Origin of the sequence: Micromonospora sp. DT48 (assembly GCF_049844495.1) — a bacterium.
Classification (GTDB): Bacteria; Actinomycetota; Actinomycetes; order Mycobacteriales; family Micromonosporaceae; genus Micromonospora.
Map to the genome: position 1 here is coordinate 572,187 of NZ_JBNCLE010000005.1, position 20,268 is coordinate 592,454.

General features: G+C 69.6%; 23 protein-coding genes, 1 tRNA gene and 1 pseudogene. 14 read left to right on the top strand and 11 right to left on the bottom strand.

The window, feature by feature from the left end:
* Window positions 1–50 precede the first annotated feature (50 nt).
* Entirely contained in the window at window positions 51–905 is an 855-nt protein-coding gene (locus tag ACLQ2S_RS05665; protein WP_155215468.1) for a hypothetical protein, read from the top strand.
* 123 nt (window positions 906–1,028) lie between these two features.
* Here ACLQ2S_RS05665 and ACLQ2S_RS05670 read toward each other — a convergent pair whose 3' ends face one another.
* Window positions 1,029–1,202, bottom strand: coding sequence for a DUF4236 domain-containing protein (locus tag ACLQ2S_RS05670; RefSeq protein WP_155215467.1), 174 nt, complete (start codon window positions 1,200–1,202; stop codon window positions 1,029–1,031).
* A gap of 241 nt (window positions 1,203–1,443) precedes the next feature.
* Between ACLQ2S_RS05670 and ACLQ2S_RS05675 the strand changes: the two genes are divergently transcribed.
* The 7 genes from ACLQ2S_RS05675 (at window position 1,444) to ACLQ2S_RS05705 (ending at window position 6,873) form a co-directional block, all read left to right on the top strand.
* Window positions 1,444–1,521 carry a putative leader peptide gene (locus tag ACLQ2S_RS05675; RefSeq protein WP_373306315.1) on the top strand — a complete coding sequence of 26 codons (78 nt, stop codon included), beginning with the start codon at window positions 1,444–1,446 and terminating at the stop codon, window positions 1,519–1,521.
* A 136-nt stretch (window positions 1,522–1,657) separates the two neighbouring features.
* Complete coding sequence (locus tag ACLQ2S_RS05680; protein ID WP_155215466.1) at window positions 1,658–2,674, top strand: ABC transporter substrate-binding protein; 1,017 nt, start codon at window positions 1,658–1,660, stop codon at window positions 2,672–2,674.
* Complete coding sequence (locus ACLQ2S_RS05685; RefSeq protein WP_309222782.1) at window positions 2,671–3,507, top strand: ABC transporter ATP-binding protein; 837 nt, start codon at window positions 2,671–2,673, stop codon at window positions 3,505–3,507. The genes ACLQ2S_RS05680 and ACLQ2S_RS05685 overlap by 4 nt, the downstream gene beginning before the upstream one ends.
* Window positions 3,500–4,348 (top strand): ABC transporter permease, encoded by an 849-nt coding sequence (locus tag ACLQ2S_RS05690; protein WP_155215465.1) that lies wholly within the window; start codon window positions 3,500–3,502, stop codon window positions 4,346–4,348. Before ACLQ2S_RS05685 ends, ACLQ2S_RS05690 begins: the two co-directional genes overlap by 8 nt.
* Before the next feature lie 28 nt (window positions 4,349–4,376).
* The gene (locus tag ACLQ2S_RS05695) at window positions 4,377–5,711 is read left to right on the top strand and encodes an LLM class flavin-dependent oxidoreductase (protein WP_155215464.1); all 1,335 of its coding nucleotides are present in this window, start codon (window positions 4,377–4,379) and stop codon (window positions 5,709–5,711) included.
* Window positions 5,708–6,271 carry a flavin reductase family protein gene (locus tag ACLQ2S_RS05700; RefSeq protein ID WP_155215463.1) on the top strand — a complete coding sequence of 188 codons (564 nt, stop codon included), beginning with the start codon at window positions 5,708–5,710 and terminating at the stop codon, window positions 6,269–6,271. The genes ACLQ2S_RS05695 and ACLQ2S_RS05700 overlap by 4 nt, the downstream gene beginning before the upstream one ends.
* Window positions 6,268–6,873 carry a malonic semialdehyde reductase gene (locus ACLQ2S_RS05705; RefSeq protein WP_309222781.1) on the top strand — a complete coding sequence of 202 codons (606 nt, stop codon included), beginning with the start codon at window positions 6,268–6,270 and terminating at the stop codon, window positions 6,871–6,873. Before ACLQ2S_RS05700 ends, ACLQ2S_RS05705 begins: the two co-directional genes overlap by 4 nt.
* A 21-nt stretch (window positions 6,874–6,894) precedes the next feature.
* Here the strand turns inward: ACLQ2S_RS05705 and ACLQ2S_RS05710 are convergent, their stop codons facing one another.
* Window positions 6,895–7,350, bottom strand: a complete 456-nt coding sequence (locus tag ACLQ2S_RS05710) for an RrF2 family transcriptional regulator (protein WP_309222780.1) — start codon at window positions 7,348–7,350, stop codon at window positions 6,895–6,897.
* Between the two features lie 82 nt (window positions 7,351–7,432).
* Window positions 7,433–8,332 carry a helix-turn-helix transcriptional regulator gene (locus tag ACLQ2S_RS05715; protein WP_155215462.1) on the bottom strand — a complete coding sequence of 300 codons (900 nt, stop codon included), beginning with the start codon at window positions 8,330–8,332 and terminating at the stop codon, window positions 7,433–7,435.
* A 274-nt stretch (window positions 8,333–8,606) separates the two neighbouring features.
* Between ACLQ2S_RS05715 and ACLQ2S_RS05720 the strand changes: the two genes are divergently transcribed.
* A complete protein-coding gene (locus ACLQ2S_RS05720) occupies window positions 8,607–9,383 on the top strand; it encodes a glucose 1-dehydrogenase (RefSeq protein WP_425701256.1) in 777 nt (258 codons plus the stop codon).
* Between the two features lie 103 nt (window positions 9,384–9,486).
* Here the strand turns inward: ACLQ2S_RS05720 and ACLQ2S_RS05725 are convergent, their stop codons facing one another.
* Entirely contained in the window at window positions 9,487–9,918 is a 432-nt protein-coding gene (locus ACLQ2S_RS05725) for an SsgA family sporulation/cell division regulator (RefSeq protein WP_007457244.1), read from the bottom strand.
* Between the two features lie 518 nt (window positions 9,919–10,436).
* Between ACLQ2S_RS05725 and ACLQ2S_RS05730 the strand changes: the two genes are divergently transcribed.
* On the top strand, window positions 10,437–10,892 hold the full coding sequence (locus ACLQ2S_RS05730) for a TIGR02611 family protein (protein ID WP_425701257.1): 456 nt from the start codon (window positions 10,437–10,439) through the stop codon (window positions 10,890–10,892).
* A 50-nt stretch (window positions 10,893–10,942) separates the two neighbouring features.
* Window positions 10,943–11,014: transfer RNA gene (locus tag ACLQ2S_RS05735), tRNA-Val, on the top strand.
* A 75-nt stretch (window positions 11,015–11,089) separates the two neighbouring features.
* Here ACLQ2S_RS05735 and ACLQ2S_RS05740 read toward each other — a convergent pair.
* From ACLQ2S_RS05740 to ACLQ2S_RS05750, 3 genes are read right to left on the bottom strand one after another with little or no spacing between them, the layout of a single operon-like run.
* Complete coding sequence (locus tag ACLQ2S_RS05740; RefSeq protein WP_425701258.1) at window positions 11,090–12,310, bottom strand: tyrosine-type recombinase/integrase; 1,221 nt, start codon at window positions 12,308–12,310, stop codon at window positions 11,090–11,092.
* On the bottom strand, window positions 12,310–12,507 hold the full coding sequence (locus ACLQ2S_RS05745) for an excisionase family DNA-binding protein (RefSeq protein ID WP_233220221.1): 198 nt from the start codon (window positions 12,505–12,507) through the stop codon (window positions 12,310–12,312). Before ACLQ2S_RS05745 ends, ACLQ2S_RS05740 begins: the two co-directional genes overlap by 1 nt.
* Window positions 12,504–14,048, bottom strand: coding sequence for a replication initiator (locus tag ACLQ2S_RS05750; protein WP_425701259.1), 1,545 nt, complete (start codon window positions 14,046–14,048; stop codon window positions 12,504–12,506). Before ACLQ2S_RS05750 ends, ACLQ2S_RS05745 begins: the two co-directional genes overlap by 4 nt.
* A 1,085-nt stretch (window positions 14,049–15,133) precedes the next feature.
* Here ACLQ2S_RS05750 and ACLQ2S_RS05755 point away from each other — a divergent pair.
* Complete coding sequence (locus ACLQ2S_RS05755) at window positions 15,134–15,754, top strand: HAD-IA family hydrolase (RefSeq protein ID WP_425701260.1); 621 nt, start codon at window positions 15,134–15,136, stop codon at window positions 15,752–15,754.
* 206 nt (window positions 15,755–15,960) lie between these two features.
* Here ACLQ2S_RS05755 and ACLQ2S_RS05760 read toward each other — a convergent pair whose 3' ends face one another.
* Together ACLQ2S_RS05760 and ACLQ2S_RS05765 are read right to left on the bottom strand one after the other, a co-directional pair.
* A complete protein-coding gene (locus ACLQ2S_RS05760; protein ID WP_425701261.1) occupies window positions 15,961–16,398 on the bottom strand; it encodes a hypothetical protein in 438 nt (145 codons plus the stop codon).
* Window positions 16,399–16,692: 294 nt separating this feature from the next.
* Window positions 16,693–16,908 (bottom strand): winged helix-turn-helix domain-containing protein, encoded by a 216-nt coding sequence (locus ACLQ2S_RS05765; protein ID WP_254876763.1) that lies wholly within the window; start codon window positions 16,906–16,908, stop codon window positions 16,693–16,695.
* Between the two features lie 214 nt (window positions 16,909–17,122).
* Between ACLQ2S_RS05765 and ACLQ2S_RS05770 the strand changes: the two are divergent.
* Together ACLQ2S_RS05770 and ACLQ2S_RS05775 are read left to right on the top strand one after the other, a co-directional pair.
* Window positions 17,123–17,467: pseudogene (locus tag ACLQ2S_RS05770) on the top strand (hypothetical protein).
* On the top strand, window positions 17,464–17,760 hold the full coding sequence (locus ACLQ2S_RS05775; protein ID WP_425701262.1) for a hypothetical protein: 297 nt from the start codon (window positions 17,464–17,466) through the stop codon (window positions 17,758–17,760). Before ACLQ2S_RS05770 ends, ACLQ2S_RS05775 begins: the two are co-directional and overlap by 4 nt.
* 349 nt (window positions 17,761–18,109) lie before the next feature.
* Here the strand turns inward: ACLQ2S_RS05775 and ACLQ2S_RS05780 are convergent, their stop codons facing one another.
* Window positions 18,110–19,288, bottom strand: coding sequence for a polysaccharide deacetylase family protein (locus ACLQ2S_RS05780; protein ID WP_155215458.1), 1,179 nt, complete (start codon window positions 19,286–19,288; stop codon window positions 18,110–18,112).
* A 249-nt stretch (window positions 19,289–19,537) separates the two neighbouring features.
* Window positions 19,538–20,011, bottom strand: a complete 474-nt coding sequence (locus ACLQ2S_RS05785) for a hypothetical protein (protein ID WP_425701263.1) — start codon at window positions 20,009–20,011, stop codon at window positions 19,538–19,540.
* Between the last annotated feature and the right edge of the window lie 257 nt (window positions 20,012–20,268).

The following is a 20,268-nucleotide window of genomic DNA, read 5'->3' on the forward strand; positions in this document are numbered from 1 at the left end:
GAAGTACCGTCCGGGCCGGTCGGCGTGACCGGTTGCGGTAGAACGACAGGATGCCGACTGACGCCGTAGGGCCCGCCTCGTTCCTCCGACACCTGGACCGGTGGGTGCCGGCCGCGCTGCGCCGCGCCCGCCGGGCCACCGTCGCCCTGGGGTACGACGGCAGCGACCCGCAGCTGGCCGAGCAGACCGTACGGGTGGCCGGCGGGTACGCGGCGCGGATGCCCGGCTGCCGACTCACCGTCCTGGTGCTCGCCGACGGGACGGAGGAACTGCCCGCCCGACTCGGTGCCGCCGAGGCCGAACTGCCGGCCGAGGTCGCCGTACACCTGATGCCCGGCCCGCCGGCCCGACTGCCGGTGGCTCTGCGCGCGGCAGGTGCCCTGGGCGGGCCGGTGCTGTCCTACCTGGAGACGGATGATCCGGTGGCGCTGACCGCCGCTGCGGTCGGCCGGACCGCCGAGGCCCTGGTGGTCGCCGGGTCGGCGACACCCCTGCGGGAGGCGCTGGTCGACGCCGGATTCGCGCTGGCCACCGAGGTCGAGCTGATCGACGCCGACCGACGGATCGGCTTCGGCACCGGATCGGACCGCAGCCTGGAGGAGATGAAGGAGAACCTCTGGGAGAGTGGGGCGCGGTTCCGCGACCCGTACGGTGATCCGCTGTCACCCGCCGCGCCGGGGGAGTCGGCGCCGCTGGGCCGGGCGCTGCTGGAGGAACTGACCCGGCAGGGTCCGCGTACGGTCACCGAACTGCGCCGGTACGCGGTGACGCGGACCGCCTACCGGGCGGTGGACGCGACCCGGGCGTTGTCCGACCTGCTCGCCGCCGGCCAGGTGACCCGTAGCCCGCAGGACGGTCGGCTCGGCGGGGACGTGGTGGTCAGCGCGGTGCGGCCGGGGCCCTGACCATCGGGCGTGGGTCGCCTGGTCGTCGGCGTGATCGGGGACCACTGCGAGGTGAACACCCCGGACATGGTGCCGGGGCGCCGGGAGTGCCGACGCCCCGCTGATCTGTGCGGTGGGTGGGGATCAGGACTTGTCCTGCTTCCAGTGCAGCGGCCCCGGCAGGTCGACGCGGTGCGACCTGGCCCGCGAGTTCCAGGACCAGCGACCGAGCTTGATGCTCCAGGACGAGAAGCCGTTCTGCGTGAAGTGCAGGATCAGCGGCCCGAACTTCTTGCGCTTGCGCAACATCACACCCATTGTGGGCTCCCTTCGAGACTTCCCGTGCGGGCAGGAATGTGCCCGGAACGTCGATTCGTGAAACCCGATCGCTGCACAGTGGAAGCCCGGCCCGAGTGACGGGATGCATATCCCATCTAACAGGTGGGTCTTGTTCTAGCAACATCCCTGCTGTAGATCGCCTCTCAAGGCGTAACGCGAGTGGATCCCATCAAGTGGAAGGCCATTGACCAGGCTGATCGGCGGCGGGCAGCATGGCCTCATGTCACAGCGGGCCGAGCTTCTCCTCACCGCTCGTGTGCACGTCGACCTCGTCCGGCACGCGAGCGCGCTCTGTTGAGCTGACGCCGAGTCGCACCGCTTTCTCCCTCACCCGACACAGCAGTCATCCCCCGGGCCACCGCCCAGCGCCGTGGCGTCGCCGACCCCCGCCCGGGACTCGCACCACCGCAACGTGGACAGATCAGGAGACCCTCATGTCCCCACCCCGTCGCACCCTCGCCGCCGTCACCGCGTTGGCCCTCCTGGCCACCACCGTCGCCTGCGGCGCCGACGGTGGCACCGAGCAGACCAAGGAACTGCGCTACCAGGGCTCCGTCGGGCAGGTGACCCTGCCCGAACTCGCCGCCGACCTCGGCTACCTCGGTGACGTCAAACTCACCTGGATCGGCAACGTCACCGGCGGCCCGCAGGACATCCAGGCCACCGCCACCGGGCAGAGCGACTTCGGTGGCGCGTTCAACGGCGCGATCGTCAAACTCGCCGCCGCGAACGCCCCGATCACCGCCGTCGTCAGCTACTACGGCTCCGACGCGGAAACCTTCCAGGGCTACTACGTGCTCGACGACAGCCCGATCCACGGCCCCCGGGACCTGATCGGCAAACGGGTCGGCATGAACACCCTCGGTGCCCACGCCGAGGCGGTGCTGAAGACCTGGCTCGCCCGGGGTGGACTCGACGACCGGGAGATCGCACAGGTCGAGCTCGTCGCCCTACCTCCGGTCAACACCGAACAGTCGCTGCGCCAGAAGCAGATCGACGTGGCCGTCCTCGGTGGCGTGATCCGCGACAAGGCCGTCGCGGCCGGTGGGATCCGGACGGTCTTCACCGACTACGAACTGCTCGGGGCGTTCAGCGCCGGAGCGTACGTCTTCCGGGACGACTTCATCCGACGTAACCCGCAGACGGTACGGACCTTCGTGACCGGCGTCGGCAAGGCCATCGAGTGGGCCCGCACCGAACCCCGGGAAACGGTGCTGGCCCGGCTGACGTCCATCATCGACCGGCGCGGCCGAAACGAGGACACCTCGCTGGTGGCGTACTGGAAGAGCACCGGAGTCGCCGGCACCGGCGGGGTCATCGCCGAGCAGGAGTTCGCCACCTGGATCGACTGGCTGGCCGACGAGGGTGAACTCGACGGCGCGAAACCCAGCCCGGGAGACATCTACACCAACGAGTTCAACCCCTACGCGTCCGCCGGCGGTGCGCCGTGAGCGGGGACAAGGTCCGCTTCGACCGGGTGAGCAAGACCTTCGAGACCCGCACCGGCCGGCGTACCACCGCGGTCACCGCGCTGGACCGGCTCACCCTCGGCGTACGCCCCGGGGAGTTCCTGGTCGTCGTGGGCCCCAGCGGATGCGGCAAGTCCACCCTGCTCGACCTGGTCGGCGGGCTCTCCAAACCGACCGCCGGGCAGGTGCTGGTCGACGGCCGACCGGTGACCGGCCCCGGCCTCGACCGGGGCATCGTCTTCCAGCAGTACGCCCTCCTGCCGTGGCGCACCGCTGCGGGCAACGTCGCGTTCGGGCTGGAGGCCAAGGGGGTGCCCGCCGCCGACCGGGCCGACCTCGTCGCACGGCACCTGGACCTGGTCGGGCTCGGCGCCTTCGCCGGCCACTACCCGCACCAGCTCTCCGGTGGCATGAAACAGCGGGTGGCCATCGCCCGCAGCCTCGCCTACGACCCGGACATCCTGCTGATGGACGAGCCCTTCGCCGCCCTCGACGCGCAGACCCGCGACTCGCTTCAGGACGAACTCGTCCGGATCTGGGAGCGCACCGGCAAGACCGTCATCTTCATCACCCACGCCATCGACGAGGCGGTGTACCTGGGCCAACGGGTCGCCGTGATGACCTCCCGCCCCGGTCGGATCAAGGAGGTCATCGACGTGGAACTGGGCGACCGGGACGCGGCCGAGGACGTCCGCTCCTCCGACGCCTTTCGGCACCACCGCCACCAGATCTGGACCCTGCTGCGCGACGAGGTACGCGCGGCGCAGGCCGCCGAGCGCCCGACGCTCCGACGACAGGAGGCCCCCGTTGGTTGACCTCGCCGAACGACCCACCCGACTGGCGGCTCCGGTCACCGCCGCGCCCGCGAACCCCGGCTGGCCGGGCCGGCTGCTGGGGTACGCGGGCCGACTCGCCCACCGCAGCGTCGCGGTGCTGGCCCTGGCCGCCGTCTGGGAACTCGCGCCCCGGGCCGGGCTCGTGGACCGGGTGTTCCTGCCACCGCTGTCGGAGGTGCTGGTGACCTGGTTCGAGCTGCTGCGCAACGGTCAACTCGCCGAACACGTCGCGGCCAGCCTGACCCGGTCGGTGGCCGGGCTCGCGCTGGCCGTCGTCCTGGCCATCCCGCTCGGCCTGCTCATCGGCTGGTACCGGCCGCTGGCGGACCTGCTCAGCCCGTTGCTCGAGGTGTTCCGCAACACGGCGGCCCTGGCACTGTTGCCGGTCTTCGTGCTCATCCTCGGCCTGGGGGAGACGTCGAAGATCGCCCTGGTGCTCTACGCCTGCTCGTGGCCAATCCTGCTGAACACCATCGCCGGGGTGAAGGGCGTGGACCCGCTGCTGGTGCGTTCGGCCCGTTCGATGGGCCTGAACCACCTGCGACTGTTCCAGAAGGTGATCCTGCCGGCGGCGGTGCCGACCATCTTCACCGGTGTCCGGCTGGCCGGCGCCTACTCGATCCTGGTGCTCGTCGCCGCCGAGATGGTCGGCGCCAAAGCCGGCCTCGGCTACCTCATCAACTACGCGCAGTACAACTTCGCCATCACCGACATGTACTCCGGGATCATCACGATCTCCGCCATCGGCCTACTGGTCAACCAGCTCCTCGTCGCCGGGGAACGTCGCTTCTCCACCTGGCGAGTCGACGTCACGGCCTGAGCCGACCTCACGTCGGAAAGGACCTCTCATGCCCCGAACCCTGCACCTCAACGCCTTCCTGATGGGAGTCGGCCACCACGAGGCCGCCTGGCGGCACCCCCGCACCGAACCGCAGCGGGTGGCCGACGTACGCCACTTCGTCGAGCTGGCCCGGACCGCCGAGCGTGGCACCCTCGACTCCGTCTTCCTCGCCGACGGTCTCGCCGTCGGGCCGAACGTGCGGCACAACATCCAAGCCGTCTTCGAGCCGCTGACCCTGCTCGCCGCGCTGGCGACCGCGACCGACCACATCGGTCTGATCGCCACCGTGTCCACCACCTACAACGAGCCGTTCAACGTCGCCCGCAAGTTCGCCTCGCTGGACCACCTCAGCGGGGGACGGGCCGGTTGGAACATCGTCACCTCGGCCCAGCCCCGGGAGGCGTGGAACTTCAGCCTCGCCGAGCACCCGGCACACGCCGACCGGTACCGGCGGGCCGCCGAGTTCGTCGACGTGGCGATCAAGCTCTGGGACAGCTGGGAGGACGACGCTCTCGTGCTGGACGCCGCGGCGGGCGTCTTCGCCGACACCGACCGGGTGCACGAGATCGCCCACACCGGGGAGACGTTCGCCGTACGCGGGCCGTTGAACACCCCACGACCGCCGCAGGGCCGGCCCCTGCTGGTCCAGGCCGGCTCCTCCGCCGACGGGATCGCCTTCGCCGCCCGGTACGCCGAGGCCGTCTTCACCGCGCAGCAGACCCTCGCCGACGGGCAGGCGTTCTACGCCCGACTCAAGCAGGCCACGACCGCCGCCGGTCGGGACGCCGACCTGGTCAAGGTGCTGCCCGGGATCGCACCGGTCATCGGCGGCACGGAGGCGGAGGCGCGGGCGCTGGCCGACGAACTGGAGGCGTTGATCGTGCCCGAGCACGCCATCGCCCAGCTCTCCGCGATGACCGGCGTCGACCTCAGCGGCCTGCCGCTGGACGGGCCGCTGCCCGACCTGCCCGACGCGTCCGCAGTCCAGGCCCACCAGAGTCGCTACCAGCTCGTGGTCGACCTGGCCAGAAGGGAGAAACTGACCGTGCGTCAACTGATCGGTCGGCTCGGCGGCGGCCGAGGACACCGGGTGGTGGCGGGCACCCCGGAACAGATCGCCGACGAGATCGAGCTGTGGTTCACCGAGGGGGCGGCCGACGGCTTCAACGTGATGCCACCGCTGCTGCCCAGCGGGCTGGAGGCGTTCGTCGACCACGTGGTGCCACTGCTGCGCGCCCGTGGCCTGTTCCGGCACGAGTACACCGGCCGGACACTGCGCGAGCACTACGGCCTGCCCCGGCCGGCCAGCCGGTACGCCGAACGTGAGTTGGTGACGGCATGACCACCGTGGCCCAGCCCCACGCCGAGCAGTTGCGGCCGGTGGACCCGGACCTGTTCCGTACGCTGCTGCGCCAGCAGGCCAGCACCGTCACCGTGGTGACCGCCGTGGCCCGGGGCACCCGCCCGGCCTGCCTCGGCGACCTCGGTGAGCCGCTGCGGGCCGGATTCACCGCCACGTCGTTCACGTCGGTGTCGCTCGACCCGCCGCTGGTGTCGTTCTGCCTCGACGTCTCCTCGTCGAGTTGGCCGGTGCTGGCCCGCGCCGAGCACGTAGCGGTGCACCTGCTCGCGGCCAACCAGACCGAGGCCGCCCGGGTCTTCGCCACCAGCGGCATCGACCGGTTCGCCGCGTACCCGGGGTGGACCTCCGGCCCGTTCGGCGTGCCGCTGCTGAGCGGGGTGCTGGCCCGGCTGCTCTGCCGGGTGACGCACCGGGTGCCGGCCGGCGACCACAGTGTGGTGATCGCCGAGCCGCTCGCCCTCGGTGAAGGAGTGGACGGTGCGCCGCTGATCCACCACCGTGGCGGCTTCACCACCACGCTGGGTACGGTGACCGCGTGACCACCGCAGTCGACCTGTTCACGCTGGACCGGGCCGGTCAGGACCTGCTGTTCCGGGCGGCCCGGACAGCCAACACCTTCGCCGACGAACCGGTCACCGACGCCCAGATCGCGGCGATCCACGATCTGGTGCGGTACGGCCCGACCGCGTTCAACGGCCAACCCCTGCGGATGCTGCTGCTGCGCTCGGCGGCGGCCCGGGCGCGCCTGGTGCCGTACCTGTCGGAGGGCAACCGGGCCAAGACCGTCGCCGCGCCACTGACCGCGGTGCTCGCCGCCGACGTGGATTTCCACCAGCGGCTGCCGGAGCTGTTCCCGCACCGCCCGCAGGCCCGGGAGTGGCTCGCGGATCCGGTGGACCGTGCCGCGCAGGCGCGGTTGAACGCCACCCTCCAGATCGGCTACCTGCTGGTCGGGGTCCGCGCCGCCGGGTTGGCCGCAGGCCCGATGGCCGGGTTCGACACCGACGGTGTGCGGCGTGAGTTCTTCCCCGACGGTCGGCACGAGGTGCTCCTGTTGATGAACCTCGGCCGACCCGGCCCCGAGGAACCGCCGCAGCGGTTGCCGCGCCTGTCGACCGACGAGGTGGTCCAGGTGCTCTGACCGGCCGGAATGGGCACCGGCTCAGCGGGGCTCCCAGGCGTCCGGCAGCGTGGTCAGGCGCCGCACATGGGCGGGGAGCCGGCCGTCCACCAGGTCGGCCAGGCTCACCTCGTCGACCACCCGGCGCAGGGCGGCACGGACCGCGACCCAGAACTGCGGCAGGTTCGCGGCGGCCCCTTCGTACTGTGTCTCCTCCGGTCGCATGCCACGGACGCCGGCCAGCGGGCCCTCTGCCGCACGCAGCACCGCGCCGACGGTCACCTCCCGGGGCGGTCGGGCCAGGGCGTAACCGCCCTCCGCGCCCCGCTGAGCCCGGATGATGCCGGCCCGGCGCAGGTCGGCGAGGACGGCCTCGAGGAACTTGCGGGGCATGTCCTGCTCCGCGGAGATGGTCTGAGTGGACAGCAGCGACGGGTACGCGGCGGCGAGGCTCAGTGCCGCCCGTACCGCGTAGTCGCCACGCGCGGAGATCTGCACCCCGCCATCATGCCCAATGCCCGGCGGCCCGGCCGCACGCGTTGGGCCTAACCGCCCTGGCGGACTGCTCGCCGTGGCGCTGTCACGCCCGACGGACGTCGAAGCGCGCGTCCACCGGCAGACGCGGGCGCACCATCGGTGCCGGCGCTGGCCGCTCGCGGGCGGCCCGGAACGCGCCCGGGCTCATGCCGACCTCGCGGGTGAAGAACCGGCCGAAGTTGGTCGGCTCGGTGAAGCCGAGCTGCCGGCCGATCCGGGCGATCGGCTCGTCGGTGGCCGCCAGCAACCGGCTGGCCTGGAGCGCGACCCGCTCGTCCACCACCTGCTTGGCGCTGTGCCCGGTGACCGCCAGGCAGGCCCGGGTGAGGGTACGCACCGAACAGCCCAGCCGATCGGCGTAGTCCTCGACCCGGCGGGTGGCCTGGTAGCCGCGCTCCACCTCGCGGCACAGCCGCCGGAAGGTCTCCTCCTCCGGGCGAGCCGACCGCGTGGTGCCGGACGGCAGCATGCTCAACCGCAGCAGCAGCACGCTCAGTTGATGGCGCAACAGGCTGCGGGCGGCCTGGGTGTCCCGGTGTCGGCTGGCGTCCACGGTCAGCTGGCTGACCTCGTTGATGATCGCGTCCTCGTCCTCGCCGGCCAACTGCACCCAACCGGGCATGTGGTCGGCGTCGAGGTCGAGCCCGTGCAGGGCATCCGGGTGCCAGCGGACCACGGTCGCGTCCAACTGGGGCAGCGCACAACGCAGCACCTGACCGGGACGAATGCGCAGCAGCGTGCCGGGACGACACGGCAGGGCACGAAAGTCAACCTCGGCGAGCCCGTGACCACTGGTGGTCAGGACGATCAACTCACGGTCCACCAGGACCGGTCGCCGCCACCCTGGGTCGAGTGCCAGATCACCGAGGGTGGTTGTATCGATATCGATCGGGCTGACGGCAGCATTGGTTGGTGCCGTGGTGCGGTGACCGGAAGGGACCATTACCTGCGACGTTAGCCCGAGCCCGGCCGGAGTGCATCTCTCGCCACCCCCCGATCGTGGGCTGGCGGGCATCGCTCCAGGACGGATGTCGGTTTGCTCCGGCAGGGTTCCCGGGCGGGTTCTCGGGCGGGTTGTTCCGGCGGGGTTGTTCCGGATGCGGCGGGACGATTAGGTTACTGATCGGTAGTGATCTGGTCGTCGTGGCGCCCCGAGCGGTCCGTGGCGGCGGCCCCCGACACCGGCTGCCCCCAGCCGGACACCGCAAGGGGATGGCATGAAGGATCTGTTCTCCGTCGACGGCAAGACCGTCCTGGTCACCGGTGGCTCGCGGGGCATCGGCCTGATGATCGCCCGGGGGTTCGTCGCCGCCGGGGCGCACGTCATCATCTCGTCCCGCAAGGCCGAGGTCTGCGAGGCCGTGGCCAAGGAGTTGGCCGCGCACGGACGCTGCGAGGCGATCCCCGCCGACCTGGGCCGGGACGAGGGGGCGCAGCAGCTGGCCGCCGCCGTCCAGGACCGGGTCGACAAACTCGACGTCCTGGTCAACAACGCCGGGGCCACCTGGGGCGCGCCGTTGGAGAGCTACCCGGAGAGCGCGTTCGACAAGCTGTGGGCGGTGAACGTCAAGGCCGTCTTCCGGCTGACCACCGCACTGCTGCCGACCCTGCGCGCGGCGGCCACCCCCGACGACCCGGCACGCGTGATCAACATCGGCTCGATCGACGGCATCCGGGTGCCGCTCATGGAGGTGTACGCGTACTCGGCGACCAAGGCGGCGGTGCACATGCTGACCCGCAGCCTGGCCCACCAACTGGCCGGTGAGCAGATCACCGTCAACGCGATCGCCCCCGGGCCCTTCGAGAGCAAGATGATGGCCTTCGCGCTCGAAGACCCCGAATCCCGGGCCGCCATCGAGTCCCACGTGCCGCTGGGCCGCATCGGCCGACCCGAGGACATGGCCGGTACCGCGATCTACCTCGCGTCACGGGCCGGTGCCTACCTGACCGGCGCGGTCATCCCCGTCGACGGCGGCATCACCACCCACGGCTGACGCCTCCAGCTCCGCTGCTGGCGTCCTGCGCCCGGGGGCGTCGGGTGGGGATAGACGAGGGCCGCGCGAACTCGGCAGATTCGCGCGGCCCGACTTGCGTCTGTCAGCGACCGGCGAGCAGCCGGTTCACTGCGGTGTCGACGTCCAGGTGCTCGGCCTCACGGCCGCGCGGGACGACGACGTAGGTCCGCCGCAGGAAGCGCACCAGCACGCTGCGCGGCACCTCGAACAGGGCGTTGCCGTCCGGCGACGACAGCGCCAGCGCGACGAAATCGCCGCGCGGGGTGGCCCAGGGCCAGACCCGTACGTCCCCGATGCCCGCCGGCTCGTCCAGTCCCGTGACCAGCAGTTCGCGGGCGAAGGACCAGCTCACCGCCTCGCCACCAGCCGATTCGGCATGGAACAGGACGTGGACCGCATACGGGTCAGCAGGGTCGTAGCGCAGACTGGCGCGCACCGGCAAGGCGGTAGCGTCAGGTGCGACGAGCCTTAGCGACGTCTCGACCTCTACGGTCGTCGGTCGGATGACACTCATGAACGTTCTCCCCCCGGCACCGCTGCGGAACGCGCGTGTCCCGCTTTTCCCATACTCAGCCGCTACTCCTGGCTACGCTCCGCCATGCGCTGACTTCACCCAGTGGTGGGAAGGGGTCCGGAAGGGCCTCGTGAATGTGAAAATTCATGTAGGATTTCCGATTCTGCCCAGTGGGATCATCCTGCCCGGCATCGGGTTTGTTGAGTCGTCGACTTACTCCGGTAACGTCCAGTCGGCGGTTGCAGTGACGGGCCCGCGCGACACTGGGGCGTGAAATGGTCGCGGACGACATCCTCAGTGGATGTCGCGACCACCGGACGCCCGTCGAACGTCGCGGTCCACACAGCCGAACAGCGGGGGTGCGGGTGTCGAAGAAGCGGAGGAGCCGGCACGGTCGGTCAGTGATCGATCACGGTCGGACAGGTCGGCGTGGCGGAGCGGCGGTCCGGGTACGAAACGGCCGGGTCTCTCAGGCCGGAAGCCGGGATAGATCAATCGGGAAGGGGCATCGTGGGGAGATGGCCGGGGGTGTGAAGCAAAAGAGGGGTGGTGTCGCCGTGGTCGAGCGGCGCTCGCCACCTCCGTGGCGGCAGCGCATATCCACCACCCTCGCACTGGTCCGGAGCAATCCCACCGGCCGAATCGCACTCAAGATTATCTTCGGAGTGCTCGGCGCCCTCGTGGTCGCCATCGGCATCGTGCTCATCCCACTGCCCGGCCCCGGCTGGCTGCTGGTGATCGCCGGCCTCGGCATCTGGGCTGTGGAGTTCCACTGGGCCAAGCGCCTGCTCGCCTTCACCCGCCGCCACGTCCACGGCTGGACAGCCTGGGTGAAGCGACAGTCACTCTTCGTACGCATCGTGATCGGCTCGGTCGGCCTGGTCTTCGTCGGCACCGTCGCCCTGATGTCGATCAAGTACAGCCTCGGCATCGACGTGATCGCCCAGGTGTTGCACTACCTCGCGACGCACTGACCCCGGGTTCGCAGTCCGCGCGCCTGATCGGGTAGAGTCATGCGCGCTGAGGGCGATTAGCTCAGCGGGAGAGCGCTTCGTTCACACCGAAGAGGTCACTGGTTCGATCCCAGTATCGCCCACGCAGCTCAGGCCACTTCCCGGCTCCGGGAGGTGGCCTTTCTGCTGCCCGTACAGCAGCTTTGTACAGCAGTTCGTCATTGCGTCAGGGATTCGCCGAGGCGTTTGAGGGCGTCTCTCGTCGCCTGCGACGAAGCCTGCGTGTAGATCTCCATCGTTACGGAGCAGCGGGCGTGCCGGAGGATCTGCATGGCGACCCCTGTGTGGACGTCGAGGTCGGCCAGGAGGGTGGCGCAGGTGCGCCGCGCGTCGTGGACGGTGATCGGCTTCGTTTCGGCCTTGTCGCAGCGGGTCTGCCAGGAGCGCTGGAAGTTGCGCGGCTCGATGGGCGTGCCGTAGCGGGTGGTGAAGACCAGGTCGTTGTCGTGCCACGCCTTACCGGCCGTCGCGCGCGCCTCGTCGCGTTGGTGTCTGCGCAGTCGGAGTGCGGCCAGGCAGATGTCGGGCAGGGGCAGGGTGGCGTCGGATGCCTGGGTCTTGGTGTCGCGGTGCAGGAGCTTTCCGCGTACGCGTTGCAGTTGGCGGCCGATGGTCAGTTCCCCGGCGTCGAGGTCGACGTCGGCCCAGGTGAGGCCGAGGGCTTCGCCTTTGCGCAGACCGGTGACGAGGACCAGGGCGTACGCGGCGTAGAGCGGATCGGTGTCGGCGCGGGCGGATTCGAGGAAGCGGCGTGCCTCGTCGCTGGACCAGGACTTGCCCCGTCGACGGCGGACGGTGGCCAGGGTGACCGGCACGGCCGGATTCCTGGTGATGAGGTCCTCGGCCTGGGCGTGGGTGAGGGCGGCGCGCAGTGCGGCCCGGATGTCGCTGACCGTGCGCGTCGACGGGACCGCCTGGCAGCACCGGCCGACCGCGCAGCAGCGCCGCTTCTCCTGACGGCGGGCGGCGTCCTTGCCCTGGGCGCAGCACTGGCAGGTGCGGGCCACCTGGTTGAGCCAGGTCTGCACGTCGCGCGCCTGGAGCCGGTCGAGCCGCTTGGTGCCGAGGCCGGGGGAGAGGTACCGGCGGACGAACGTCTCGTAGGTGGCGTAGGTGAGCGGCGCCCGGTTCGGCTCGATGATCTCGGTCAGCCAGTAGGCGAGGAAGCTGCCCACGGTCGGGACACTGGTCGCCACCGGTCCGGCCTTGGCCTGCTGGTGCAGTTTGATCCACTTGTCGTGGACGGCGTCGCGGGTCTTGCCGTAGACGTACTTGCGGGTGCGTTTCCCGTCCGGCTTGGTGACCCAGACGTACGCGGCGAAGCCGTTGCGGTACGGGAAGATCGAGCCTTCGCCGTTGGCGCGGGCACGGGCGGGCATCAGGCGGCCTCCTGCCGGTCGATCTGGTCGCGGATGTAGTCGTCGACCCACTCGGGCAGGATGCGGCGGTACTTGCCGTCCTTGATGGAGCGCAGCTCACCGGTGGCGATCTTCATCTTGACCTTGGAGATGCCGAAGCCGAGCAGGACGGCGACCTCGGCGGGGGAGTACCAGCGTGGGGTGAGGGGTCGGGTCACGCCGCCACCCCCGACCACGTCTCGTGGGCGAGTTCCTCCCGGCCGACGCGGCGGCGTTCGCGGTGCTGGGCGGCGGCGGTGTTGGCGAGCAGCGCGTCGCCGTCGGTGAGCCATCCGGAGCCGATGAAGGCCAGGGTGCCGACGGTGACGGAGCCGTCATCGGCGCGGCGGTAGGTGGCGCGGGTGTCGCGGAGCAGCCCGAAGGTGACCGAGTACCGGCGGGCCTTGGTGAGGAAGTGCCCGCCGTAGCCGAGCATGTGCGCCCACCGTCGCAGCCCGCCGTAGGCATCGGGTGTGGTGTCAAGGTCGCCTTGACGGTCCTCGGCATGGGCGTCGGTGTCGCTGGTGTGGTGCCGGGTGGGGCGGCCGAGTCGCCAGCAGGCGTCGATGAGCCGGGCCAGGTGGTCACCCTCCGGATCGGCGTAGGCGTCGACGGTGCCCGGGGTGAGTCGGGTGGAGCAGTGGCCGGTGACCTCGGTGGCCTTGGTGGCGTACTTGGCAAGGTAGGCGGCCACCCTGGCGTCGGTCACGTCCCCGTCGCCGGTGCCGATGCGGCGCACGTCGACCTGCTCACCCCAGGCGATCGCCCAACCCTGCGGCCGGTCGGGATGCGGCGGAGTGGCGAAGACGATCTGCCGGGCGGCGGCGTGCACGGCGGCGTCGAGGTCGTCCACGGTGATCCCGACCGGCGGCGGGACCAGGGCGTGCCGGTCACCGGGGTCGACCCCGTCGAGACGCAGCAGGACATGGAAGTGCACCGCGCCCCGGCGCTGCATCTCGGCGACCTTCCCGTGCGACACCCGCACCGGCGGCACCCGCCGAACCCGGCCCGAGTCGGTGACGACCTCGACCCTCGGGATGCCCCGTCGGCGGCAGAGGGCGGCAAGGTGTCGCTCGACGGCCTGCTTGGTGCGTCGCCACAGCTCACCGGCGAAGACGTTCCAGACGACCTGGTGATCGTGGTCGTAGCAGTCCAGGCAGAGCGGCCGACCGAGCTGCGGATCGGCGGAGTCGTGACGGACGAAGCAGGCCCCGGGCCGCCCGTGCGGGCAGGTGGCAGCGTCACGGCGGGCGTGGCAGGGGGCCGGTCGGCAGTCGCAGCGCCGCCGGTCGGCACAGGTGTGCCGGGGTACGTGCCGGTGGTGGACCGCGCCGAACGACGGCGCGGTGAAGGTGGCGAAGACGACCGGGTGCCGAGCCACCGAGGCAGGCACGGTCTTGCCGCCGGTCAGGCCACAGCGGACGACTTGGAAGGCGTCACCGGCGTAGACCCAGGAGCAGTCTGGGCACTGGGCGGCCCGCCGGTTGCCGCACGCCTTGTAGAGCACCCGATCGGGCAGCGCGTCGGTGTGCTGCTCGCCCAGGACCCGCCCGGTGTCCCGGTCGACGGCGGTCATGGTGCCGGTCAGCCGGACCGGACGGGCGCAACCCCCGGCGGTCCGGGTGTGCTCCAACCAGCCGAAATAGTCGGGGGTGGCGGCCCGGTGCAGGGCCTGGGCGGTACGACCGGCGGCGACGCCGGGACGGTGCAGGGTGGACACGGTCTCTCCTCAGGGCGAGTGGCAGGGACAGGCGACGAAACGCCACCGATCGCCGGAACGCTGTCCGTCGGTGGTGTTCGTGGTGTCTCCTGGCACCGCCGTGGAGGGCGGCTGACGCCGGAGGGCGGTGTGACCGCCGTTGAAGTGAGGTCCTTCCGGTTGCCGTGCTGGGTGAGGCCGGGACGGGTGGGGTGCCTGGAGGTCGGCATCCGGCTGGTTGCCGCAGGCGAACCCCACCCGTCGAGGGAATGCGAATCCGGGCCATCGTGACGGCGGGAAGACCGTGCTGGGCCACTCAGCGGATTCCGGGGCCGACATCGCGGCCAGCGTGATCGAGAACCGGCGGGACTGGCCGCATCAGCGGCAGGACGGCCGCTCAGTAACTCGGTGGTCGAGCCCAGCGATCCGGCAGGAAGGCCACACTGGCGTGCTCGACGACCGCCAGAGTAGCACCGGGTACCGACCCGTCAACCCGTCGTGAACCCCGGTGCCGAGCGGGGTCGGACCGGCTACCGGCCGGGGTGGGAGGACTTTCTGTACGTCTATCAAGGCGGCCCGCAACGGGCCGCACGCGCCGCCGCCTGGGCGCGCGCCGGCCGCTTAGCTGTCGCACGCGGCCGACACGCCTACGCCCGGCGGCTGGCGCGGACAGCGGGAAGCCCGGGGCCGCCGCAGACGATAGCGACGAGTGTGATTGCTGTCCGTGGGCCGGCAGCCGGCCGGGGCGCGGCGGCCGTCGCACCGCCGCGCCGTGGGGCGAGTCACCGCCGGCCGTGGTGGGGATGCGGCGCGGAGGATGCGGGGTCGCCCCTCCGACCTCAAGGGTGCTTCGCATCGCTGCGCGACGGCCCTGCGGGCCGCCCTTGACCTCGGAGCCTCTGCGACCCCTCGGGCCGGCGTTGCCGGCAGGCGGGGGCCTGCCCGTGATACGCGCGCCGCATCCCCACCACGACCTCATCGCGCCGCTCTCAGTCGCCGTCGGGCAAGGCGGTGCGCCGGTGGCAGAGCCGGCCACTCCTGGCTAAACAGCCGGTAGGGTCGTGACTCGGGAGGTACCGCAAAAGCTGAAAGCAGGGGGAATCGGTATGGATCGGCCTGTCCTGTTTGATATCGACGGGACGTTGGTGGACTCGACTCAGGCGGTCACCACCATCTGGCGGGAAGTTGCATCCCGCTACGGGGTCGATGCCGAGCCCATCTTGAAGGTCTGCCACGGCCGGCGTGACGAAGATGTCGTTCCAGAATTCTTTTCGCCCGATCTTGTAGCGTCGGTCGTGAGGGAAATAGCTGACCTTGAGCTTCTCCACGCCGACCTAGTGGAGCCCATCCACGGGGCCGCTTCTGTCCTGAACAGTGTTACCGAGGACCGATGGGCGGTCGTCACCTCCGGGTCCCGAGCGCTCATGACCGCACGGATGCGTGGTGCTGGACTAAAAATCCCGACCGTCTTCGTGGCCGCCGATGACGTAAGCCAAGGGAAGCCACACCCGGAGGGATACCTGCTAGCGGCGAGTCAATTGGGCGTTGACGCAATGTCGTGCGTTGTCGTCGAGGATTCCCCTGCCGGAGTCGCCGCAGGCAAAGCCGCAGGGGCCACTGTCGTAGCTCTTGCCGGTACCCACGCCCCTGAATCGCTGACGACCGCAGACGTCGTAATCGAAAATCTCAACGAGCTAGCCCGGGCCATCAAGTCCTTGCCGGCCTAAGCAACGTCGACAAGTCCATCGCCGGCGACTGGCCTTCACCGAGTCGGTCGGCATGCCCGATGCGTGCCCGATCCAGCAGTCAACACCGGTACTCAACGGCAACTCCGACGCACGCCACCTGAACGCTAGGTGCTCATCTACCAGCCGGCACGGCTACTCAAGGTGCAGATCAATCCGATTCCCAAGCTGACAGTGTTTGACCAGCGTCAGATCCGGTTGTAGGAGAGTGGGATCATGGATGACTGCTGGCTGCGGCGTCGATCATGCCATCTCACGAGCGCCTGCCGAGCGTCCCGTGTCGAGAGCGAACGATTGAACGTCAGATACAGAGACTGGTTGGGGTGCAACTCCCCCACCGGCATCTTTGGCCACAAGGCAGAGATGTCGGGCTCGGTCAGCTCCAGAGAGTTTCCGTCTTCGTCGAACACCTGAACGTCAACCTGCTTCATGATGGCTGGCCCCTGGTTCGTGACTAGGAGCCGAACTTCGTTAGTGGGACCTGACTTCAACTGAGCGAGAATTAGATCGAGCTGGACCCGGGGAGTGGCCGCTCGATCCTTTAACCAAGTACGAACCACGCCAAGCCAGAGACTGAGGATGCTAACCGCAAGTCCCAGCCACGCCGCCACGCTTGTCGCCGTCATGCTTGACAGGTTAGGGGACAGGGACCACCGGGATGAGCGACCAACTGGTGATGACCGGAACGTCCGTGGCCGGACCTCCGTGGACCTGTGTCGATTGGCGACCACCGCCAAGCGGCGATGGCCTTGTTGCTGTCGACAGCAACGGTGACAGCAACAGGGCCAGAAGTGGAGGGCCAGCGGCGGAGGGCTGCGGATCAACGCCCGACGTCAGAGACGTGCGCGGACGCGCCCGGATGGAGCGCCCAGAACTTACAAGCGAGGGGGCCGGGTCGAGTCGGCTGGCTGTGAAAGTGCCTACTCGGCGACGAAGACGCCCACGCCTGGCAGTGTCTCGGTCATTCCCTTGATCCGTAGTACCTGCATGGCGCGGTCGATCACCGGCTCGGTGACCTCGTAGTGCTCGATCAGCTCTCGTCGGCTGGGCAGCTTGGAGCCCGGTGGGAACTCGCCGGATGCGATGCGTTCAGCGAGGTCGTCGGCGATCTGCTCGTAGCGGTAACGCGGTGGCACGTGGTTCTCCTCGGTTGGCAACACGAGTAGACCACCTACGTCAGCCCTTGACTACCCAACGCTACCCATGGGAGGTTGGCGGGGAGGTCGATTCCCTCGGTTGGCGCTGTTGGGCCGTCCTCGCCGACGTGGATGTCCGGCGCATTCCCCCGCGCTCGGGCATCCACGTCTTCAAGTAGCTGCGGCACAAGGAGGTGGCAGTGCTCCCTTCGACATGGCCGAGAGGAACGCTCATGGGCCGGGCACGCAACGGGCCGGTCAATCGGGTCTCCTACGACGAGTACGTCCTAGCCGTCGCGCTGACCCTCGCCCGCCGACATCGGCCAGTGTGGTCCTGGCAGCACTGGCGGCGCATCTGTCAGTGTGGAGCCGACCTGCCGTGCCGTGCCCGGCACCGAATACCGATCAATCGCGGGCACTGGCCGCAGGCGGGTGAGCAATGAGCGGCGGATTGGAGTGGGTGATCCTCGCGGCGCATGTTCGAGGGATCGCCGTCTTGTGTGTCTGTTGCCGGGTGGCTCACGCGAGCGTCGTCCGATTTCTGGGCGGTGCGCGATGACCACCCACGGCCCGGTCATGCCGATCTGGAGCTGCGGCGGCTGCGACCTGCCGTGGCCGTGTCCGACCCGGCGGCGGGAACTGCGCGCGGAGTACGCGGACGCGCCGGTGTCGCTGGCCCTCTACCTCGGGGCCTACCTCATCCAGGCCGCCGAGGACATGCCCTGGGCACCCGCCGGCACCCTGCACCGCCGCTTCATCGGCTGGACCAGGCAGCCGCCGGAAGTACAGCAGCGAAGTACAGTAACCGTGCCATCCGCACCCGACCGGGACGAGCGCCACCAGGCCGGATGACCTCCTACGACGCCTGATCCGACCGGCCTGCCGTGAGTTCACACCGAAGAGGTCACTGCTCTTGTCTTCTTGACGACGGACCCGAGTCCGGACGAGACCCAGGACGTCTGCTCTCGCCCCCCGTCCGACGTCAGCGGTACTTCCGCCAGAGGCCGGCAACCGGAGCAGAGCCGGTCGCACTGGCGGCCGGCACCCTTTGGCTGCTTGTCGAAGGTCGTACGACCTTCGGCGCCGACCGGGCGGGCTCGACGTGAGGTCGAGCCCGCCCGGTTTCGGTCCGGTTCTCCGGTGTTGGCCTAGCCGGTCAGGCTGTCGGGCTGGCTGCCGGAGAACAGTGGATCAGCGATGGTCATCGTGCGACGAGGCTGAATCGCTGGTTGGTGCCGCCGTGGCAGTCGTAGAGCTGGATCTGTGCTCCGTTGGCGGTGCTCCAGGCGTCCAGGCAGCGTCCGGACTGGACGCCGCTGATGGTGCCGTTGGAGTTGACGTTCCATTGCTGGTTTGGTTGGCCGTGGCAGGCGTAGATCTGGACGGCGGCGCCGTTTCCGGAGCCTGCTGCGTCGAGGCACATGTTGCCGTAGACCCGTAGTTGTTTGTCTGCCGTGTAGGTCCAGGCCTGGTTGGACTGTCCGTGGCAGTCGTAGAGCTGAACCCGGGTGCCGTTGTTCTGTGAGGCGTTGGGTACGTCGATGCATCGACCCGACTGGCTAGCGACGATCTGGCTGGCGGAGCCGGGCGGAGGCGTGGTCGGCGGCGGGGTGGTCGGCGGCGGCGGGGTGGTGGGCGGAGGAGTGGTAGGCGGCGGAGTGCCGTCCGGGGCCACCGCTCGCCCGGTGCTCGGTGAAATCATGCCCGGGCAGAGGTTGCGGCTGCTCAGGTTTGCCATGATCTGCGGAATCGCGTCGCGGGTGTTCTGAATGCCGTCGTGCATCAGGATCACCTGGCCGTCCTGGAGACGGCTGGCGTTGGAGACGATCTGGCTCACGCTGGCGCCGTTCCAGTCCTGGGAGTCGACGTCCCAGATCACCTGGCGCAGGCCAAGCGACGCGGCGACGGACTGGAGGGTCGAGTTGGTCTGCCCGTAGGGCGGGCGGAACAGCTGCGGCCGGACGCCGGTGGCTGACTGGATCGCGTTGTTGGTCTGGTTGAGGTCCGACTGCATCTGGCTCTGGTTCATCGAGGTCATGTACGAGTGGTTCCAACTGTGGTTGGCCACCCACATGCCCGCGTCGACCTGGGCCCGCGCGGCGGACGGGTTGCTCTGCACGTTCTGCCCGACGTTGAACATGGTCGCCCGTACGCCGTTCGCGCGAAGCACGGACAGCAGTGCGTTGGTACTGCCGGTCGGCCCGTCATCGAAGGTGATGCCGACGTACCCGTTGCAGACGGCGGCGCTGGATGGAGTGGCGGCGACCGCGAGACCGGTGGCCGTCAGCGCCGCGGTGGAGGCGAGCACGGCCAACCGGGCGGTGAGACGCGATTTTCGGGGGGCGGACGGGCGGCGGGAGCCACCGATACTGGCGTACATGTGCAGGTCCTCCTTGGGACGGATGGCACCTGACGACTCATGGCCTTGATTCGACAGGAGTTGATGCCATCGCGATCGGAGTATTGCAACGGCATTTCAAACACGTCAATTACTTCCGGAAGGTTTCCGGAAGGATGGCCGGTCGACCGCGACCGCCCAGGCGCAGGTGCGACATAGGGCTGATGGCGCCGGGTTTATGCCGCTTGTACCCCTGTCGGGATTCGGTCTGGGCTCCCTGAGTTAGCGGTGTCAGTCGTCGTACAGCCCACCCGCGATTGACGCGCGCCGGTACGCATCCGGGAAGGCGGCGATGGCGGCCTGCAGGTCGGTCATGGGGCCGCCGTCGATCGGTGTGCCGGCTGTCAGCAACCGCTCGGTGCCGCGCCAGACCGCTATCGCGTAGTCAGCCTCGGAGGTGCTGCAGAGCAGCCTGCCGGCGGGTGTGCGCAGCTGCAATCCATGACGGCGGGTACGGCGTAGGGCGAAACTCCACGCGCTGGAGGTGCCGGTGAACAGGTAACTGGCGTCGGGATGCGCCAGCAGGGTCGTCACGCCGTTGAGCATGTCCGCGGCGGCGAGGTACACCATCAGCAACCCGCGGGACCCGAGCTGGCGGGAACTGTAGGCTCCACCGTTCCAGCCTAGGCTGACGTGTCCCAACTCGAACCCGGTGACCTGCAGTGGCGCATCATCAACGGGTGCGTCGAACTCCACGACGATCATTCCGTCATGATCACACGCACGGTCACGGACCCAGCTTGCCAATCGTGCCTTCGGCAGACACCCGTCAACCAGGTGGTGGCAGGCGCTGCACAGCCGAGCCGCGATCGTTGTGGCGCACACGATCGCCCCGGTGTGGGTGGTGCCGACCTCCACTGCTTCGGCATGTGGTCACGGTACGGCGGAAAGCAGCAACTTCTCTCTCGGCCCCGGCGGCGTCGAGCGATGGTGACCACGACCGGCCCGGGGTGACTCCTGCC

What these genes read in the sequence shown, in the direction of transcription:
- ACLQ2S_RS05665 (WP_155215468.1), top strand. Translation starts at nt 51, where the DNA reads ATGCCGACTGACGCCGTAGGGCCCGCCTCGTTCCTCCGACACCTGGAC.
- ACLQ2S_RS05670 (WP_155215467.1), bottom strand. Translation starts at nt 1,202, where the DNA reads ATGGGTGTGATGTTGCGCAAGCGCAAGAAGTTCGGGCCGCTGATCCTG.
- ACLQ2S_RS05675 (WP_373306315.1), top strand. Translation starts at nt 1,444, where the DNA reads ATGTCACAGCGGGCCGAGCTTCTCCTCACCGCTCGTGTGCACGTCGAC.
- ACLQ2S_RS05680 (WP_155215466.1), top strand. Translation starts at nt 1,658, where the DNA reads ATGTCCCCACCCCGTCGCACCCTCGCCGCCGTCACCGCGTTGGCCCTC.
- ACLQ2S_RS05695 (WP_155215464.1), top strand. Translation starts at nt 4,377, where the DNA reads ATGCCCCGAACCCTGCACCTCAACGCCTTCCTGATGGGAGTCGGCCAC.
- ACLQ2S_RS05700 (WP_155215463.1), top strand. Translation starts at nt 5,708, where the DNA reads ATGACCACCGTGGCCCAGCCCCACGCCGAGCAGTTGCGGCCGGTGGAC.
- ACLQ2S_RS05715 (WP_155215462.1), bottom strand. Translation starts at nt 8,332, where the DNA reads ATGGTCCCTTCCGGTCACCGCACCACGGCACCAACCAATGCTGCCGTC.
- ACLQ2S_RS05720 (WP_425701256.1), top strand. Translation starts at nt 8,607, where the DNA reads ATGAAGGATCTGTTCTCCGTCGACGGCAAGACCGTCCTGGTCACCGGT.
- ACLQ2S_RS05725 (WP_007457244.1), bottom strand. Translation starts at nt 9,918, where the DNA reads ATGAGTGTCATCCGACCGACGACCGTAGAGGTCGAGACGTCGCTAAGG.
- ACLQ2S_RS05730 (WP_425701257.1), top strand. Translation starts at nt 10,437, where the DNA reads ATGGCCGGGGGTGTGAAGCAAAAGAGGGGTGGTGTCGCCGTGGTCGAG.
- ACLQ2S_RS05740 (WP_425701258.1), bottom strand. Translation starts at nt 12,310, where the DNA reads ATGCCCGCCCGTGCCCGCGCCAACGGCGAAGGCTCGATCTTCCCGTAC.
- ACLQ2S_RS05755 (WP_425701260.1), top strand. Translation starts at nt 15,134, where the DNA reads ATGGATCGGCCTGTCCTGTTTGATATCGACGGGACGTTGGTGGACTCG.
- ACLQ2S_RS05760 (WP_425701261.1), bottom strand. Translation starts at nt 16,398, where the DNA reads ATGACGGCGACAAGCGTGGCGGCGTGGCTGGGACTTGCGGTTAGCATC.
- ACLQ2S_RS05775 (WP_425701262.1), top strand. Translation starts at nt 17,464, where the DNA reads ATGACCACCCACGGCCCGGTCATGCCGATCTGGAGCTGCGGCGGCTGC.
- ACLQ2S_RS05780 (WP_155215458.1), bottom strand. Translation starts at nt 19,288, where the DNA reads ATGTACGCCAGTATCGGTGGCTCCCGCCGCCCGTCCGCCCCCCGAAAA.
- ACLQ2S_RS05785 (WP_425701263.1), bottom strand. Translation starts at nt 20,011, where the DNA reads ATGATCGTCGTGGAGTTCGACGCACCCGTTGATGATGCGCCACTGCAG.